This is a genomic window from Streptomyces sp. BA2 (assembly GCF_009769735.1).
In the GTDB taxonomy this organism is placed as follows: domain Bacteria; phylum Actinomycetota; class Actinomycetes; order Streptomycetales; family Streptomycetaceae; genus Streptomyces.
Genome location: NZ_WSRO01000002.1, coordinates 2,221,086 through 2,238,613, shown reverse-complemented (window position 1 = coordinate 2,238,613; position 17,528 = coordinate 2,221,086). Strand labels below are relative to the sequence as shown.

Sequence of the window (17,528 nt, the reverse complement as noted above, 5' to 3'; positions counted from 1 at the left end):
CACCGCAAAACGAAGAGCGGGCCAGGATTCCCTGGCCCGCTCTTCGCGGTGTATCTCTGTAACTCTGTATCTATCTCTGTGTCCGAGGGGGGACTTGAACCCCCACGCCCGATAAAGGGCACTAGCACCTCAAGCTAGCGCGTCTGCCATTCCGCCACCCGGACCGGTGGTCTGTCGCGGTTTCCCGCGGCGACGTGGAAAACCATAGCAAACATTCGGGGGCCTCTGATCACACAGGTCAGGTGCGTGAACGGCGTATGTCGGCGGGTGCCCGGCCTTGGGCGTCGGAGGGTGGACGCGGGAGGATGAAGAGGACCACCAGCAGCGATAGCGGGAGGAACCATCGTGAGCGAGTCGAGCAGGGCCGACAGGGCGGGCGACGCGGACCGGTCGCGGGCCGTCACCGGTGAGGACGAGGTCGTCGATCTCTGCCGCGATCTGATCCGCATCGACACGAGCAACTACGGTGATCACTCGGGCCCGGGGGAGCGCAAGGCCGCCGAGTACGTCGCGGAGAAGCTCGCCGAGGTGGGACTGGAGCCGCAGATCTTCGAGTCGCACCCCGGCCGCGCCTCCACGGTGGCCCGCATCGAGGGCGAGGACCGCTCCCGGCCCGCGCTGCTCATCCACGGCCACACCGACGTCGTACCGGCCAACGCCCAGGACTGGACGCACCACCCCTTCTCCGGGGAGATCGCGGACGGCTGCGTGTGGGGCCGCGGCGCCGTCGACATGAAGGACATGGACGCGATGACCCTCGCGGTCGTCCGGGAACGCATGCGCACCGGCCGCAAGCCCCCGCGCGACATCGTGCTGTCCTTCATGGCCGACGAGGAGGCGGGCGGCACGTACGGCGCGCGTTACCTCGTCGACAACCACCCGGAGCTCTTCGAGGGCGTCACGGAGGCCATCAGCGAGGTCGGCGGCTTCTCCTTCCAGGTCAACGAAGACCTGCGGCTCTACCTCATCGAGACGGCCCAGAAGGGCATGCACTGGATGAAGCTGACCGTGGACGGCACCGCGGGCCACGGTTCGATGATCCACAAGGACAATGCCATCACCGAACTGTCCGAGGCCGTGGGCCGGCTCGGGCGGCACAAGTTCCCGGTGCGCGTGACCAAGACGCTGCGGCACTTCCTGGACGAGCTCGGCGACGCCCTCGGCACCGAGCTCGACCCCGAGAACATGGACGAGACGCTCGCCAAGCTCGGCGGCATCGCCAAGCTCATCGGCGCGTCCCTGCAGAACACCGCCAACCCCACCCAGCTGGGCGCGGGCTACAAGGTCAACGTCATCCCGGGACAGGCGACGGCGCACGTCGACGGCCGCTTCCTGCCGGGGTACGAGGAGGAGTTCCTCGCCGACCTGGACCGGCTCCTCGGCCCGAAGGTGAAGCGGACGGACGTGCACGCGGACAAGGCCCTGGAGACCACCTTCGACGGCGCGCTCGTCGACGCCATGCAGACGGCGCTCCAGGCCGAGGACCCGATCGCCCGCGCCGTGCCGTACATGCTCTCCGCCGGCACCGACGCCAAGTCCTTCGACGACCTCGGCATTCGCGGCTTCGGCTTCGCGCCGCTGAAGCTGCCGCCGGAGCTGGACTTCGCGGGCATGTTCCACGGTGTGGACGAGCGGGTGCCGGTGGACGGCCTGAAGTTCGGGGTGCGCGTGCTCGACCGGTTCATCGACGCGTCCTGAACGCTCCAATAATCGTCAGCGCGTGCGTACTTGACTGAAAAGAGTGAAAGCGACCATACGCTCGTAGCCCCCATGCGCCCTCCTCGTTACAGGTGGTGCGGTCCGCGGCTGGGATCGCATTGCCAACAAGGAGGAATAATGATCAAGAAGATCGTCGCCGCTGCGGCTGCTACTGGTGGTCTCGTGCTCGCGGGTGCGGGTATCGCTGCTGCCGACGCCGGTGCTCAGGGTGCCGCCGTGAATTCCCCCGGTGTGCTCTCGGGCAACGTCGTCCAGGTGCCGGTGCACGTGCCGGTGAACGCCTGTGGCAACACGGTCTCCGTGATCGGGCTGCTGAACCCCGCCTTCGGCAACACCTGCGTCAACAAGTGACGTTGCAGTGCCTCACCCCATGAGGGTCTGAGTCCCTGGGCCCCGGAGTGCTCGCCATGCACTCCGGGGCCTTCGGGCATTCCGTGTGCGCGCCCCGAGGCGCGTACGCATTCCTGAAGGTCAAAGGCAGGGAAAACCTATGCGACAGGTCACTCGTAAAGGCCTGATCACGGTGGCGGCCGCGACGGGCATGCTCGCCGTCAGTGGCGGATACGCGCAAGCCGATTCGGGCGCCCGCGGGGGAGCATCGGATTCTCCGGGCGTGGCGTCCGGCAACTCGGTCCAGCTCCCGGTCGACGTTCCGGTGAACGTCTGCGGCAACAGCGTCAACGTCGTCGGGGTGCTCAACCCCGCGGCGGGCAACAACTGCGTCAACACCTCCGACGAGGGGGGCAGCGGCTCGGACAAGCCTTCGGGAGGCGGGTCGTCGGCGGACGGGCACACCAGTGACTCGCCCGGCGTCGGCTCGGGCAACAACGTCCAGCTCCCGGTCGACGTGCCGGTGAACGTCTGCGGAAACAGCGTCACCATCGGCGGTCTCGGCAACGCGACCGGCGGCAACGACTGCGTCAACGACTCGGGCGAGGGAACCCCGCCGGGCAGCGAGAAGCCGCCCACGAAGCCGGAGCAGCCGCCGGGCGGCCCGGAGAAGCCGGAGAAGCCCGGCGGGCCGGGGGAGCCGGGGGAGCCGGGGAATCCGGGGAATCCGGGGGAGCCGGGGAATCCGGGGCAGCCCGGTACGCCGGGTGACAAGTCGGCGGACGACCGGGCGATGCCGAACCAGCCGGGGGCGCAGACCATCGCGCAGCCCGAGGGCTCGGAGACGCTCGCTCAGACGGGCAGCGAGCTGCCGGTCGGTGTCGTGCTGCCGGTGGGCGCGGGCATGCTGCTCGCGGGCACGGTGCTGTACCGCAGGGCGCGGTCGGCCGCCTGATCAGGCTGCTGGTCGGCGCCTGATCCGGTACGGAGAACGGAGGGTGTCCCGCATGGTCGGGGCGCCCTCCTTCTCGTTCCCTCACATCACCAAGTGGCCCGCAGCTGGCGGATGATCCGCCGCTTCAGCCGCACTCTGCGGCTGCCGTCCGTGTGCAGGCTCAGGCGGTCCAACTCCCAGTGTCCGTACTCTGCGTGGTCCGTCAGCAGGCGCGTTGCTTCCTTGCGGGTTACCCCGCGCGGCACATACACGTCGACAAATTCGTATTCCGGCATCGCATCTATTGTGCAAGTACAGGCCCGGTACGGATAGCGTCTGCACTATGTCTGATGCTGCGCAGCCCACCGCTGCCGAGGTACGCGCCGCCGCCGAGGCGGTCAAGACCGCGCTCGACCGTCACCTTGCCGCGGTCGAACGCAGGTCGGGGGAGGACGACCCGGCCGTCTATGAAGCGTTCAACGAGCTCGCCGCCGCGGCCGAGGAGTACGACGAGCTCCTCTACGACCGCTATGACGAGGTCACCCCCTTCGAGATCCCCGGCTCGGACAGCGGCGTGCTGCCGCCGTATCAAGGCCCGGAGGAGGCGAATGCGCTCAGCGTGCTGATCCGCAGGGACTACGCCGTGGCGGAGCCGCAGCGGCTCCTGGCGCAGGCCCAGCGGGTCGCGGACCTCGACGCGGGCACGGCGGGCGAGAGTCCCGCGGCCTCGGCGGCCGGCAGCAGTGTGCACGCCGCGCTCGGCGTCCTCTTCGGCGAGTTCGAACCGGACGAGATCGCCTCCCGGCACAAGGAGTTCGGCCTGGAGGAGGGCGACTCCACGCTCTGGGTCACCGCGGCGGACGAACCCGCCGAGCCGGGGGAGTGGCTCGACGCCCCCTTCGACCAGGCGGACCCGCACCGGGTCGTGTGCCGGTTCGACGTCAGCGCGGTCTTCGACGACGAGCCGGACGACGACGGGATCGACGTCGACGCCGACGTCCATGTCCGCGTCGATCCCGACGCCGTGGCGGTTCTTGAGGAACTCGACGAGGTCGACGACGTCGACGACGCCGACGAGGTGGACGACGTCGACGACGACAGAAGCCCCCTGGACGCGGATCGCTGACCCCTCAGGTCCCCGCCCCGGCTCAGGCCGTGGCGGGGACCTGAGGGCGCAGGAGGGTCTGGAGGCGGGTCGTACGGGCCTTCGCGGGGATCTCCGCCACCGCGCGCGGCAGGGCCTGCTCAGCGCCTTGGACCACCGAGAGGTGCCGCTCACCGCGGCTGAACGCGGTGTAGACCCAGGGCCTGCTCAAGGCCGCTGTCGCGTCGCCGGGCAGCACCACGACCGCCGCGGGCCAGCTCAGGCCCACGGCCTGGTGCGCGGTGAGTGCCCAGGCGTGCCGCACCGTCTGCTCCACCTGCTCCTTCGGTACGACGACGGGGGCGCCGTCACACTCCAGATGCAGCCCCTCCGCGTCCGCCCGCAGGACGCGGCCCAGAGTCGTACGCCCGGGTGCCGGGACGTGGGCGACGCGGTCGCCGGGGTCGAAGCCGCCGAACCGGCCGGGGCCGGGGTTCAGCCGCTCCTTGAGCGCGGTGTTCAACGCGCGCGTGCCCGCCGCTCCGCCGTGCCCCGGAGTGATCACCTGGGTGTCCTCCGTGGGCACCCCGATCGCCCGCGGCACCGAGTCCGCCACGAGCTGCACCGTGCGGTGGACCGCCTCGCCCGCGTCGCGGACGGGGACGATCACGACTTCCTTGCCCGGCGCCTCGACCTGGTTCAGCTCGCCGATGCCGATGCCGGAGACCAGTTCTCCGATGGGCCCGGGGTCAGGGACGCGCGAGACGACCTGCGGGCAGCAGCGTGCCGCGAGGAGATCCGCGAAGACGCGACCGGGGCCCGCCGACCACAGCACCCCCGGGTCTCCGCTCAGCACGAGACGGGCGCCGTCCGGCAGGGACTCCACCAGCATCGCGGCGGTCTCCACGTCCAGTTGCGGCGCGTCCAGGACCACCAGGAGGTCGAGGGCGAGCGCTCCGTCCCTGTCCCGCCCTGGGCCTTCGGCCCCGGAGAGCAGCCCCGCCACGGTCGCGGCGCCCGTCTCGTCCGAACCGATGAGCCCGGCGATGCGACCGCGCCCGGCGGCGCTGTGCGTGGCCGCCCACGCCCGCAGGCCGAGACCCGTGGCGGCCCTCACCAGCGCGGCGGGCTCGGCGCGTGCCGCCTCGCCGCCGGTGTGCAGGACGAGCCCGTGACCGGCCACCGCGCGGATCAGCTCGGCGGTGGAACCGGACGCCTCGCCCGCCGCGGACTCCCAGTCGGCGGCCCGTGGGCTCGAACTCTCCTCCTTGGGTAGGGAGTTGATCACCCGGGCGAGGCCGTCGGCGAGGCTCTCCTCCGCGAGGGCGTACTGCTCCAGGCCGACCAGGACGCGGACCGGCTGCTCGGTCTCCGCACCCTCGCCGTCGCCCTCTTCCTGTACGGGGGCCGGGGCCCCCGGTGTCTCGATGGCGTCCTGGAAGACCAGGATGTCGCCCTCCGCGATGGCGCTCTGCACCGCCGCGTCCGGGTCGGGCACGGCGCGCTGACCGAGCGCCGCGGTGAGCGCGGCCGCGTCCAGGGCCGTGTGCCCCGCGACGGCCGCCTGCTCCAGGAGCCAGGCGGTGATCGCGCGCCCCCTGCGCTCGTCGTCGGGCCCGCACTCCGCGCCGAGCAGCGCTCGCGCGAACCCGTCGGCCTGCTCCGTGCGCACGCCGCCGACCCGCAGCAACTGCCAGGGGTCATCGCGCAGTTGGGCATCGGCACCCTCGCCGAGCACTGCCGCGGTCCGCGCGGCGAGGGCGGCGGGCGCTCCTCCGTCGGCGAGGACGGCACGGACCGCTTCCACGGCTTCGTCGCCGGGGCCCGAGGTGGCCGCCATGACGGGCTGAGGCCGCCGCACGGGCTCCGGCGCGGCCTTGCGGGGCGTGGGCTCGGGCTCGCTGAAGGCGCTGGCGACCGGCTTCTCTCCGCTCTCCACCGCGCGCACGGCGGCCAGCAGATCGGCGGCCTTGCCGCTGAGCTTGGCCCCGGCGTCGACCGGCCCCTGCTTGGCGGCCTTCCGCTCGGCGATCCGCTCCTGGAGCTCCCGCTGGGCGGCGATCTCTGCCTCGGTCTCGGAGAGTTCCTTGCTCTCGGCGGCGGCTTCACTCTCGGCGGTGGCGTCGCTTTCGGCGGCGCCCTCAGGCTCGGCAAAGCCGCCCGCCTCGGCCGCCTCGTCGGAGCCGGCGGTGTCGGCCGCGCCCCCGGGCTCCGGGGCGCCCGCCCCGTTCGCCTCCGCGGCAGCGGCCCCCTCCGCTTCCTGCGCGGCAGCGGTTTCCGGCTCCGTACTCACAGCGTGCTCCAGTCCTGATCGGGGTAGCGGTGCACGGGCGCCGACACGTCGTCGAGCGCCTGGCAGATCTCGTCAGGAAGACTAAGGGTCTCCACTGACAATGCGGCCGTGAGCTGCTGCGCGTTGCGCGCGCCGACGATCGGCGCGGTCACTCCGGGACGGTCGCGCACCCAGGCGAGGGCGACTTGGAGGGGCGTGGCCGCGAGGCCGTCCGCAGCCGTGGCGAGCGCGTCGACGATGCGGCTCGCGGCGTCGTCGAGATAGGGCGCGACGAACGGCGCGAAGTGCTCGGAGCCGCCGCGCGAGTCGGCCGGGGTGGAGTGGCGGTACTTCCCGGTGAGGACCCCGCGGCCGAGCGGTGACGAGGGCAGCAGGCCCACGCCGAGGTCCATCGCGGCGGGCAGCAGCTCCCGCTCGACGCCGCGTTGCAGCAGGGAGTACTCCATCTGCGTACTGGCCAGGCGGGTCCGTGTCCCCGGGGCGGCGAGCTGCCACGTCGCGGCCTTGGCGAGCTGCCAGCCGGAGAAGTTCGAGATGCCCGCATAGCGTGCCCGGCCGCTGCTGACGGCGATGTCCAGGGCCTGGAGCGTCTCGTCAAGGGGCGTGCAGGGGTCGAAGGCGTGCAGCTGCCACAGGTCCACGTAATCCGTGCCGAGGCGGGCCAGGGACGCGTCGAGCGCGGAGAGGAGGTGGCCCCGGGAGCCGTCGAAGCGCCGGTCGGGGTCGGGCACGCTGCCGGCCTTGGTAGCGATGACCAGGTCGCGGCGCGGCACGAGCCGTTCTATGAGGCGGCCGAGCAGATACTCCGCCTCCCCGTCGCCGTACACATCAGCCGTGTCGATGAGGTTGCCGCCGGCTTCCCAGAACACCTTCAGCAGATCGGCGGCGTCGCTCTCCTGGGTGTGCCCCCAGGTGAGGGTGCCGAGTCCGATCCGGGACACGCGAAGGCCGGTACGGCCGAGATGCCTCTGCTCCATGGGCGCTGAGATTACTGGCCGTGCTCCAGCGGCGTGAGGGGCTGTGGACAAACCCGTGCCTGTGGAAAACCCGCGAACCCCCCGGCACCCCCGAGCCCACCGCTGACGGGCCCCGCGCCCACGCGCTACAGTCCCCGGCACAGGGACGTTACTGCTCAGTAAGGGGATTCGGCCATGCAGCTCGGGATCAACCTCGGCTACTGGGGCGCGGGGATGGACGCGGACAACCTCGCCGTCGCCAAGGAGGCCGACAAGCTCGGCTACGCGGTCTGCTGGGCCGCCGAGGCCTACGGCTCGGACGCCGCGACGGTGCTGTCCTGGGTGGCCGCGCAGACCGAACGCATCGACATCGGGTCCGCGATCTTCCAGATCCCGGCACGGCAGCCCGCGATGACCGCCATGACGGCCGCCACGCTCGACTCGCTCTCCGGCGGCCGCTTCCGCCTCGGCCTCGGCGTCTCGGGGCCGCAGGTCTCCGAGGGCTGGTACGGCGTCAAGTTCGACAAGCCGCTGGCCCGCACCCGCGAGTACGTCGAGATCGTCCGCAGGGCGATGACGCGCGAGCGCCTCAGCTACGAGGGCGAGCACTGGACGCTCCCGCTGCCGGGCGGACCGGGCAAGCCCATCAAGCTCACCGTCCACCCGCAGCGCGAGCACATCCCGCTCTACGTCGCCGCGATCGGCCCCAAGAACCTGGAGCAGACCGGCGAGATCGCCGACGGCGCCCTGCTGATCTTCCCCTCGGCCGAGCACCTGGAGGAGACCGCGATCCGTCACCTGCGCGCGGGGCGCGAGAAGGCGGGCAAGACGATGGAGGGCTTCGACGTCGTCCCGACGGTGCCGCTCGCGGTGGGCGACGACGTCAGCGGCCTCGCGGACATGTTCCGCCCGTACACCGCCCTCTACGTGGGCGGCATGGGCAGCCGCAAGCAGAACTTCTACAACCAGCTCGCCCAGCGCATGGGCTACGAGAAGGAAGCGGCCGAGATCCAGGACAAGTACCTGTCCGGCGACAAGGAGGGCGCGGCGGCCGCCGTGCCGCGCGAGCTGATCGACTCGACCACGCTCCTCGGCTCCGTGGACCGCATCGCCGAGCGGATGCAGGCCTACGCGGCCGCCGGGGTCACCACGCTGACGCTGGCACCGGCCGGCTTCACGCTGGATGAGCGGATCGCGGCCCTGCGCGCGGGTACGCAGGCGCTGGAGCGCGCTGGACTTGCGTAACCGGAGGGAAGTTCTGCGGCCGTGGTGGGGGCTCGGGGGTCTTCCCCGCCACGGCCGTCACGGGGCACAACGCGTCATGGCGCCCCTCGGTTACGGCCCCGTCCGGGGCCAACTGTCCTTCGTTTGGCGGAGCTGTTCGCGGCAGCTGTTGCCACACCCGCGCCACCGCCTTTGACTTGTTCTTTGCGTGGGTTCGCGCGGAGGGCATGGAGGTGCCACTGATGCTTTCGGCCAGGAGTGTCTTCGAGGAGATCCTCGACAACGACGAGTCGTTCCAGCTCTTCTGTTCCATCGCGGCCAGCGGGGAGTCGCAGGGCGGCTGGGAGAACGGGCGCATCGCGGCGCTGCTCCCCGAGAGCTACCGCGGCCTCACCCAGAAGGTCACCCGGCACGGCGCCGACGAGGACAAGCACGGGCGGATCTTCAACGCCCTGCTGAAGAAGCGCGGCCTCGAACCCGTCCCGGTGCCGCCCGAGACGGACTACACCATGCTCCTGGAGCAGAAGGGCATCGGCCTGGCGCACGAAAAGCTGCGCCGGGAGGAGCCGCTGACCGAGCGGGACGTCGTCGTCTACCTCTCGCACAGCCGCGTCACCGAACAGCGCGCCGCCGACCAGATGGACATGCTCGTCACGTACTTCGGAGACCACCCCGAGGTCGGCAAGGCCATCAGGATGATCTGCCACGACGAGGACAACCACCTGGCGTACTGCCACGAGGAGCTGCTGCGGCTGGCCGCGGCGGGACACGGGCGGACGATCCTGGACACCCTGCACGAGTGCGCCCGGGCCGAGACACGCGTGTACCGGGACGTGAGCATCGCCGTGATGGGCCACATGGGACGCATCCTGGGCTGGCCGAAGCCCAAGTCCGCGGCGCTGGCCTCGGGCGTCAACGCCATCTACGTGTACGAACGGCTCGGCGGATGGCGGCGGATGGTGTCCCTGAAGATGCCCGAGCGGCGCGACGCCCTCGGCGGGCCCGCCACGTCGGCGGCCGGCTTCGCCTGACCCCGGGCCGGACCCCGCTAGAGCCAGCCGCGGCGCTTGAACAGCCCGTAGAGGAAGATCTCGAGCCCGACCATCAGCAGGATCACCGCAGGGTAGGACCACACCCAGCGCAGCTCGGGCATGTGGTCGAAGTTCATGCCGTAGACCCCCGCGATCATCGTCGGGACCGCTGCCATGGCCGCCCACGCCGAGATCTTCCGCATGTCGTCGTTCTGCCGCACGCTCATCTGCGCCAGGTGCGCGGAGAGGATGTCGGACACCAGGCGGTCGAGGCCGTCCACCCAGTCGTTCACGCGCGTCAGATGGTCGCTGACGTCCCGGAAGAACGGCTGGGCCGTGTCCTTCACGAAGGGCACGTCAGGCGCGAAAGGGCCCGTTCCGGAGAGGCGCATCATGGGCATCGCCAACGGTCCGGTGGCCCGGCGGAACTCGACGATCTGCCGCTTGAACCGGTAGATCCGCGACGCCGTGTTGCGGCTGCCCCCGCCGTCGGGCGAGAAGACCTCCGCCTCCAGCTCCTCCAGATCGGTCTGCAGCTCGCCCGCGACGTCCAGGTAGTGATCGACCGTGGCGTCGGCGATCGCGTACAGGACGGACGTGGGCCCGTGCCTGAGCATCTCGGGCTCCGCCTCCATGCGATGGCGTACGGCACCGAGGGGCGCGCCCTCGCCGTGCCGGACCGTCACCACGAAGGCGTCGCCGATGAAGACCATGACCTCGCCCGACGAGACGGCGTCGCTGTCCGGCTCGTACACGACCGGCTTCAGGACCACGAACAGCGAGTCGTCGTACATCTCCAGCTTGGGCCGCTGATGCGCCTTCAAGGCGTCCTCCACCGCCAGCGGATGCAGCCCGAACTCCCTGCTGACCTCGTCGAACTCCGCCTCCGTCGGTTCGTGGAGGCCCACCCAGACAAAGGCGTCCCCCGCGCTGCGTGCCTCGCCGAGGGCATCCGAGAAGTCCGCCCCGCACTCGGTGCGGAGCCCGTCCCGGTACATCGCGCAGTCCACGATCACGGAGCGCATTCTTCCGAACCTCCGCTCGGGGCGCACCCCCGCGTCGGCTTAGGCTGGCCCGCATGCCCACGCTGATCCTCGTCCGGCACGGACGATCCACCGCCAACACCGCGGGCCTGCTCGCCGGGTGGACCCCCGGCGTGGCCCTGGACGAGCGCGGCGCCGCACAGGCCGCCGCGCTCCCCGGACGCCTCGCGGACCTGCCGCTCGCCGAAGTCGTCACGAGCCCGCTGCAGCGCTGCCAGGAGACCGTCGCACCGCTGCTCGCCGCGCGGCCGGACCTGCGGGCGCACACCGACGACCGCATCGGGGAGTGCCACTACGGCGACTGGTCGGGCCGCAAGCTGGCCGAGCTGTCCGACGAGCCGCTCATGGAGGTCGTACAGCAGCATCCGTCGGCCGCCGCCTTCCCCGGCGGCGAGTCCATGCGCGCCATGCAGACGCGGGCGGCCGAGGCGGTACGCGAGTGGAACGCGCGCGTGGAGCGCGACCACGGCCCCGACGCCGTCTACCTGATGTGCTCGCACGGCGACATCATCAAGTCCCTTGTCGCGGACGCCATCGGACTCCACCTCGACCTCTTCCAGCGCATTTCCGTGGAGCCCTGCTCCGTCACCGCCATCCGCTTCACGCGCCTGCGCCCCTTCCTCGTACGCCTGGGGGACACCGGCGACTTCGGGTCGCTCGCGCCCCGCGCGGAGCCGTCGGGCAGCGACGCGGCGGTGGGAGGCGATGCGGGAGCACCGTGATCGTCACCCGCAGTAGGGTGCAGTCGTCGCGCCGAACAGGCGCAAATGATCAACCGCAGTCGATCCCAATGGAGACAGGACGTGTCGCGTCAGGTGTTCCTCTACGACCCGCCGGAACGCTTCGTGGCCGGAACGGTCGGGCTCCCCGGACGGCGTACCTTCTTCCTCCAGGCCTCCGCAGGGGTCAGGGTGACCAGTGTCGCCCTGGAGAAGACCCAGGTGGCCGCGCTCGCCGAACGCATGGAAGAGCTGCTCGACGAGGTCGTGCGCCGCAGTGGCGGCAACACGCCCGTGCCCGCGGTCGCGCCCACCGAGGTCAGTGACAGCGCGCCCCTCGACTCGCCCGTCGAGGAGGAGTTCCGCGTCGGCACGATGGCGCTCGCCTGGGACGGCGAGGAGGAGCGGATGATCGTCGAGGCGCAGGCTCTGGTAGAGCTGGACGCCGAGTCCGACGAGGATCTCGCCGAAGCCGAGGAAAGGCTTCTGCAGGACGATGAGAACGGGCCGCCGATGCTGCGCGTGCGGCTCACCGGTGCCCAGGCGCGCGCGTTCGCCAAGCGCGCCCTCGACGTCGTGAACGCGGGGCGGCCGCCGTGCCCGCTGTGCAGCCTCCCGCTCGACCCGGAAGGACACGTATGCCCGCGGCAGAACGGATACCGGCGGGGAGCGTGAGCCCCGCCTCCGGCGCCGACTCCGTGGAACTGCTCACCCGGGGCGAGCTGACCGTCCGGGGACGGATCCGCGAGGCCTCGAACGCCGTGCTCTACTGCTCCGTCTCGTACGAGGGCCAGGAAGCCGCCTGTGTCTACAAGCCGGTCGCCGGGGAGCGCCCCCTGTGGGACTTCCCCGACGGGACGCTCGCGCAGCGGGAGATGGCCGCGTACGAGGTCTCCGAGGCGACCGGGTGGGGCCTGGTCCCGCCGACCGTCCTGCGGGACGGGCCGCACGGTGAGGGCATGTGCCAGCTGTGGATCGAGGGCTCGCAGGAGGAGGGGCCCGAGCTGCTCGCCCTCGTCGAGGGGGACGAGCCGTCCGAGGGCTGGAAGGCGATCGGCTTCGCGGACGTGGGGGAGGGGCGCACGGCGCTCCTCGTGCACGCGGACGATGAGCGGCTGCGGCGGCTCGCCGTGCTCGACGCCGTGATCAACAACGCGGATCGCAAGGGCGGGCATCTGCTGGCCGACGGGGACCGCCTGTACGGCATCGACCACGGGGTCACCTTCAACGCCGAGGACAAGCTGCGGACGCTGCTGTGGGGCTGGGCGGGGGAGCCGCTTTCCGCCGAGGCGGTGGCGGTGCTTGAGTCCCTGCGGGACGGGCTGAAGCCGGCTGAGCCGTTGTGCCTGCGGTTGGGCGAGCTGATCACCGGAGCCGAGGTCGACGCGCTCCGCGCGAGGGTGGACGCCCTGCTGGCGTCCGGGGTGCATCCCGTGCCCAGCGGGGAGTGGCCCGCCATTCCGTGGCCGCCGGTTTAACCGATACCCCGAAGCTTCGGCGTTGTGCCCACCCGTTCCGCCCTGCGGAACGCCTGCCCACAACGGGGGCGGGCGATCAGGCTGGCTCGCTGCCGGGTGATCGGGTGGGTGGGCGGGAAAAGATCCGCCGCGAAGCGGTGGTGCAGTGGCCCCGCCCCGCCCAAGGCGCCCACGCCCGCAAAAGGCGCCCCCGCCAGCACCCCCACTCGTATACGGACGCTCCGTCCGGTTAGGCTCATGGCATGCATGCCTGGCCCGCTTCTGAGGTCCCCGCCCTGCCTGGCAAGGGCCGCGACCTCCGGATCCACGACACCGCGACCGGTGGTCTTGTCACCCTTGACCCCGGTCCCGTCGCCCGTATCTACGTCTGCGGCATCACTCCGTACGACGCCACCCACATGGGTCACGCGGCGACCTACAACGCGTTCGACCTCGTGCAGCGCGTGTGGCTCGACACCAAGCGGCAGGTTCATTACGTCCAGAACGTGACCGACGTGGACGACCCGCTCCTGGAACGTGCCATCCGCGACGGCAAGGACTGGGTCGAGCTCGCCGAGGGCGAGACCGCGCTGTTCCGCGAGGACATGACCGCCCTGCGACTGCTCCCGCCGCAGCACTTCATCGGAGCCGTCGAGGCCATACCCGGCATCGTTCCGCTCGTCGAACGGCTCCGGGACATGGGTGCCGCCTACGAGCTGGAGGGCGACGTCTACTTCTCGGTCGAGTCCGACCCCCACTTCGGTGAGGTGTCCGGCCTCGATGCCGCCGCGATGAAGCTGCTCTCCGCCGAGCGCGGTGGTGACCCGGACCGTCCGGGCAAGAAGGACCCGCTCGACCCGATGCTCTGGATGGCCGCCCGCGAGGGCGAGCCGAGCTGGGACGGCGCCTCGCTCGGCCGTGGTCGCCCCGGCTGGCACATCGAGTGCGTGGCCATCGCCCTCGACCACCTGGGCATGGGCTTCGACGTGCAGGGCGGCGGCTCCGATCTCGCCTTCCCGCACCATGAGATGGGCGCGTCGCACGCCCAGGCCCTCACCGGTGAGTACCCCTTCGCCAAGGCGTACGTCCACGCCGGGATGGTCGCCCTGGACGGCGCGAAGATGTCCAAGTCCAAGGGCAACCTCGTCTTCGTGTCGAAGCTGCGGCGGGACGGGACCGACCCGGCCGCCATCCGCCTCGCGCTGCTCGCCCACCACTACCGCGCCGACTGGGAGTGGACCGACTCCGTCCTGACCGAGGCCGTGGAGCGCCTCGGCCGGTGGCGTGCCGCCGTCTCGCGTCCCGACGGACCTGACGCCGAGGCGGTGGTCGAGGAGATCCGCGACGCCCTCGCGAACGACCTTGACGCTCCCGCGGCGCTCGCCGCCGTCGACCGCTGGGCCGCACGCCAGGACGCCGAGGGAGGCACGGACGAGGGCGCCCCCGGCGTCGTATCGCGTGCCGTGGACGCGTTGCTCGGCGTGGCCCTGTAGCTCCCAGTAGCTCCCAGGCCATCGCTTCACCGAAATGGGCCGCTCCCGGAAATCCAGGAGCGGCCCATCAAAGTCCATGGCCCTGGCGCCCGTTGAGGCGCTAGACCACCGGGCATGAGATCACCCACGCGCCTCAGACGGGCGGCCGTCGCCGCCGCCCTGCTCGGCCTTCTCGCGGTGTTCGCCGGTCCCGGTGGCGGCGCCGCGCAGGCCGCCGACGATCCAGCGACCACGGTCGGGGACATCACGGACTTCGCCGCCGACGGCTCCGTCTACCGCCTTGGCGCGGGCAAGGCCGAGGCCCGCGTCAGCTTCGTATCGAAGGAGACGTTCCGGCTCGAACTCGCCCCTGAAGGCGACTTCACCGACCCCACCGGCAAGGACATCGTCCTGCCGCAGGGCGAACCGCCCCGCACCAAGTGGGCCGACAAGGGTGACCGATACGAGCTCAGCACCTCCGAAGTGACCCTGCGCGCCTACAAGTCGCCGCTGCGCTTCGCCCTGTACCGCGCCGACGGCACCCAGGTCTGGGCCGAGTCCAAGGGCCTGAGCTGGACGAAGGACGCCACCACCCAGAGCCTGGCCCGCGGCGCGGACGAGCAGTACTACGGCGCCGGAATGCAGAACGGGCGCGGCAACACCTCGCACCGCGGCAAGAAGGTCGAGGTGAGCGTCGACTACAACTGGGACGACGGGGGCCATCCCAACTCCGTTCCCTTCTACCTGTCTTCGGAGGGCTACGGAGTCTTCCGGAACACCTACGCCCCCAACACCTACGACTTCGCCGAGCCGGTGACGGCCACCGCCAAGGAACAGCGCTTCGACGCCTACTACTTCGCGGGCCGCGGCAGCGACGCCGCCAAGGACGTCATCGGGCAGTACACGAAACTCACCGGGAAGCCCTTCCTGCCGCCCGTCTACGGGCTTGAGATCGGTGACGCCGACTGCTATCTCCACAACGCCAACCAGGGCGAGCGGCACACCCTGGACTCCCTGAAGGTCGCCGACGAGTATCTGAAGCACGACATGCCCAACGGCTGGATGCTCGTCAACGACGGCTACGGCTGCGGCTACGAAGACCTCGCCGAGACCGCCAAGGGCCTCCAGGACCGCGACATGCAGCTCGGCCTGTGGACCGAGGACGGCCTCGACCAGATCGCCGAGCAGGTGAAGGCCGGTCAGCGCGTCGCCAAGCTCGACGTCGCCTGGGTCGGCGACGGCTACAAGAAGGCGCTCGACGGCTGCAAGGACGCCTACAAGGGCATCGAGGACAACAGCGACGCCCGCGGCTTCACCTGGGCCCCCGAGAGCTGGTCGGGCGCCCAGCGCTGCGGAGTGCAGTGGTCCGGCGACCAGAGCGGCAGCTGGGAGTACATCCGCTGGCAGATCCCCACGTACGCGGGCGCGACCATGTCCGGCCTCGCCTACACGACCGGTGACGTGGACGGCATCTTCGGCGGCAGCGCCAAGACGTACGCGCGCGATCTGCAGTGGAAGTCGTTCCTGCCGGTCACGATGACGATGGACGGCTGGGCCGCCACCGACAAGCAGCCCTTCCGGTACGGGGAGCCGTACACCTCCATCAACCGCAAGTACCTGAAGCTGCACGAATCGCTGCTGCCCTACTTCTACTCGTACGGCCACGAGGCGACGAAGACGGGCGTCGGCGCCGTGCGCCCGCTCGCCCTCGAATACCCCGACGACCCGAAGGCCGCCACCGACGCCGCCAAGTACGAGTTCCTGGCGGGCGAGGACTTCCTCGTCGCGCCCGTCTACAAGGACACGACCGTGCGGGACGGCATCTACCTCCCCAAGGGGACGTGGACCGACTACTGGAGCGGCCGCACCTATCAAGGGCCGACGACCGTCGACGGCTACAGCGCGCCCCTGGACACCCTGCCGCTCTTCGTCAAGGGCGGCGCCACCGTGCCGATGTGGCCCGGCGGCATCAGGTCCTACAAGGACCGCACCGCAGACTCGCCGCTCGCCTGGGACATCTACCCGCAGGGCAAGTCCTCCTTCGAGCTGTACGAGGACGACGGCGTGACCCGGCAGCACCGCGACGGCAAGTACGCCACCCAGCGCGCCGACGCCGACGCGCCCCGCTCCGGCGCGGGCGACGTGCGGGTGCGGATCGGCGCGAGCAAGGGGGAGTTCAGCGGCAAGCAGACCGAGCGGCCGTACGCGTTCACCCTGCACACCGGTGACGCGCCGAGCCGCGTGGAGCTGAGCGGCGACAAGCTGCCGCGGTTCACGTCGACGACGGCGTACGAGAAGGCGGCGCAAGGCTGGTTCTACGACCGGGACGACCGGGGCGGTGTCGTCAAGGTGAAGACGGCGGCGCTCCGCACGGACCGGGCGTTCGAGATCGAGCTCGACGACACCAGCGCGGTCGGCGGTGCCGTGCCCGGCGCGAGCGCCACGCTGAGCGCCCCCGCAGGACAGGAGCTCGGCGCGGGCACGGCGGGCAAGGTCGCCGTCGACGTCACCGCGGGGACGCGGGACGCCACCGGCGTCGACGTCACTCTGGACGTGCCGGAGGGCTGGACCGCGGGCACCGCCCACGCCGACCGCGTCGAGGCGGGCACCACCCGCCGCGTCGAGGTCGCCGTCACCCCGCCCAAGGACGCCGAACCCGGCGAACAGCCGCTGAACGCCACGGCCCGCCACCGCGCGGCGGGCCAGGACCGCACCGCCACCCAGCGGATCGCGGTCGCCGTCATGCCGCCGGCGCCGACGGGCGACACCTGGGCGAGCGACATGGTGTGGCTGAAGTCCACCAACGGCTACGGGCCCGCCGAACGCGACCGGAGCAACGGCGAGTCGGGCGCCGATGACGGCCACACGCTGACCCTCGCGGGGAAGACGTACGAGAAGGGGCTCGGCACCCACGCAGACTCCGTCATCGAGGTCTACACGGGCGGCCAGTGCTCGAAGTTCACGGCCGACGTGGGCATCGACGACGAGATCAACGGCTATGGCGAGGTGGCCTTCTCGGTCGAGGCCGACGGCAAGGTGCTGTGGACCTCGCCCGAGGTGACGGGCGCGTCGGCGACCGTGCCGGTGGACGTCGACGTGAGCGGGGCCCGGCACGTGGAGCTGAAGGTGACCGACACCAACGGCTCCAAGAGCGGGGACCACGGGGACTGGGCAGCGGCGAGGTTCAGCTGCGCGTAGCCGGTCGTCGGCAGAGAGCGGCGCCGGGCGGGAAGGACTCCGCCCGGCGCCGCCGTATGTCACCAGCC

Annotated in this window: 15 protein-coding genes and 1 tRNA gene; 11 read left to right on the top strand and 5 right to left on the bottom strand. The window is 71.1% G+C overall.

All coding sequences use genetic code 11. The features are described from left to right. Window positions 1–79 precede the first annotated feature (79 nt). Window positions 80–164, bottom strand: a tRNA-Leu gene (locus E5671_RS12720). Window positions 165–345: 181 nt separating this feature from the next. On the opposite strand from E5671_RS12720, the gene E5671_RS12715 reads away from it, so the two are divergent. The 3 genes from E5671_RS12715 to E5671_RS12705 all read left to right on the top strand — a co-directional run bounded on the left by E5671_RS12715 (window position 346) and on the right by E5671_RS12705 (window position 3,004). After that, window positions 346–1,698, top strand: a complete 1,353-nt coding sequence (locus tag E5671_RS12715; protein ID WP_160504069.1) for a M20/M25/M40 family metallo-hydrolase — start codon at window positions 346–348, stop codon at window positions 1,696–1,698. Between the two features lie 138 nt (window positions 1,699–1,836). Then, entirely contained in the window at window positions 1,837–2,070 is a 234-nt protein-coding gene (gene chpH / locus E5671_RS12710) for a chaplin ChpH (protein WP_160504066.1), read from the top strand. Between the two features lie 139 nt (window positions 2,071–2,209). After that, complete coding sequence (locus E5671_RS12705) at window positions 2,210–3,004, top strand: chaplin (protein ID WP_160504064.1); 795 nt, start codon at window positions 2,210–2,212, stop codon at window positions 3,002–3,004. 86 nt (window positions 3,005–3,090) lie between these two features. On the opposite strand, the gene E5671_RS12700 is transcribed toward E5671_RS12705, so the two are convergent. Next, the gene (locus tag E5671_RS12700; RefSeq protein ID WP_160504062.1) at window positions 3,091–3,279 is read right to left on the bottom strand and encodes a DUF5703 family protein; all 189 of its coding nucleotides are present in this window, start codon (window positions 3,277–3,279) and stop codon (window positions 3,091–3,093) included. A gap of 47 nt (window positions 3,280–3,326) precedes the next feature. Here E5671_RS12700 and E5671_RS12695 point away from each other — a divergent pair, with 47 nt between their 5' ends. Then, a complete protein-coding gene (locus tag E5671_RS12695; RefSeq protein WP_160504061.1) occupies window positions 3,327–4,109 on the top strand; it encodes a hypothetical protein in 783 nt (260 codons plus the stop codon). A gap of 22 nt (window positions 4,110–4,131) precedes the next feature. On the opposite strand, the gene E5671_RS12690 is transcribed toward E5671_RS12695, so the two are convergent. Further along, complete coding sequence (locus tag E5671_RS12690) at window positions 4,132–6,360, bottom strand: helix-hairpin-helix domain-containing protein (RefSeq protein ID WP_160504059.1); 2,229 nt, start codon at window positions 6,358–6,360, stop codon at window positions 4,132–4,134. Then, the gene (locus E5671_RS12685) at window positions 6,357–7,337 is read right to left on the bottom strand and encodes an aldo/keto reductase (RefSeq protein WP_160504056.1); all 981 of its coding nucleotides are present in this window, start codon (window positions 7,335–7,337) and stop codon (window positions 6,357–6,359) included. Before E5671_RS12685 ends, E5671_RS12690 begins: the two co-directional genes overlap by 4 nt. Window positions 7,338–7,511: 174 nt before the next feature. Between E5671_RS12685 and E5671_RS12680 the strand changes: the two genes are divergently transcribed. Together E5671_RS12680 and E5671_RS12675 are read left to right on the top strand one after the other, a co-directional pair. After that, a complete protein-coding gene (locus E5671_RS12680; protein WP_160504054.1) occupies window positions 7,512–8,561 on the top strand; it encodes an LLM class F420-dependent oxidoreductase in 1,050 nt (349 codons plus the stop codon). Window positions 8,562–8,782: 221 nt separating this feature from the next. Then, window positions 8,783–9,571, top strand: coding sequence for a ferritin-like domain-containing protein (locus tag E5671_RS12675; protein WP_160504052.1), 789 nt, complete (start codon window positions 8,783–8,785; stop codon window positions 9,569–9,571). Between the two features lie 17 nt (window positions 9,572–9,588). Here E5671_RS12675 and corA read toward each other — a convergent pair whose 3' ends face one another. Further along, window positions 9,589–10,596 carry a magnesium/cobalt transporter CorA gene (gene corA / locus E5671_RS12670; protein ID WP_202121096.1) on the bottom strand — a complete coding sequence of 336 codons (1,008 nt, stop codon included), beginning with the start codon at window positions 10,594–10,596 and terminating at the stop codon, window positions 9,589–9,591. 53 nt (window positions 10,597–10,649) lie between these two features. On the opposite strand from corA, the gene E5671_RS12665 reads away from it, so the two are divergent. The 5 genes from E5671_RS12665 (at window position 10,650) to E5671_RS12645 (ending at window position 17,460) form a co-directional block, all read left to right on the top strand. Next, a complete protein-coding gene (locus tag E5671_RS12665) occupies window positions 10,650–11,336 on the top strand; it encodes a histidine phosphatase family protein (protein ID WP_160504050.1) in 687 nt (228 codons plus the stop codon). 81 nt (window positions 11,337–11,417) lie between these two features. After that, the gene (locus tag E5671_RS12660; protein ID WP_160504048.1) at window positions 11,418–12,008 is read left to right on the top strand and encodes a DUF3090 family protein; all 591 of its coding nucleotides are present in this window, start codon (window positions 11,418–11,420) and stop codon (window positions 12,006–12,008) included. Further along, window positions 11,972–12,811 (top strand): SCO1664 family protein, encoded by an 840-nt coding sequence (locus tag E5671_RS12655; RefSeq protein WP_160504046.1) that lies wholly within the window; start codon window positions 11,972–11,974, stop codon window positions 12,809–12,811. Before E5671_RS12660 ends, E5671_RS12655 begins: the two co-directional genes overlap by 37 nt. A 242-nt stretch (window positions 12,812–13,053) precedes the next feature. After that, a complete protein-coding gene (gene mshC, locus E5671_RS12650) occupies window positions 13,054–14,283 on the top strand; it encodes a cysteine--1-D-myo-inosityl 2-amino-2-deoxy-alpha-D-glucopyranoside ligase (protein ID WP_160504044.1) in 1,230 nt (409 codons plus the stop codon). A gap of 114 nt (window positions 14,284–14,397) precedes the next feature. Beyond that, on the top strand, window positions 14,398–17,460 hold the full coding sequence (locus E5671_RS12645; RefSeq protein WP_160504042.1) for an NPCBM/NEW2 domain-containing protein: 3,063 nt from the start codon (window positions 14,398–14,400) through the stop codon (window positions 17,458–17,460). Window positions 17,461–17,528 lie beyond the last annotated feature (68 nt).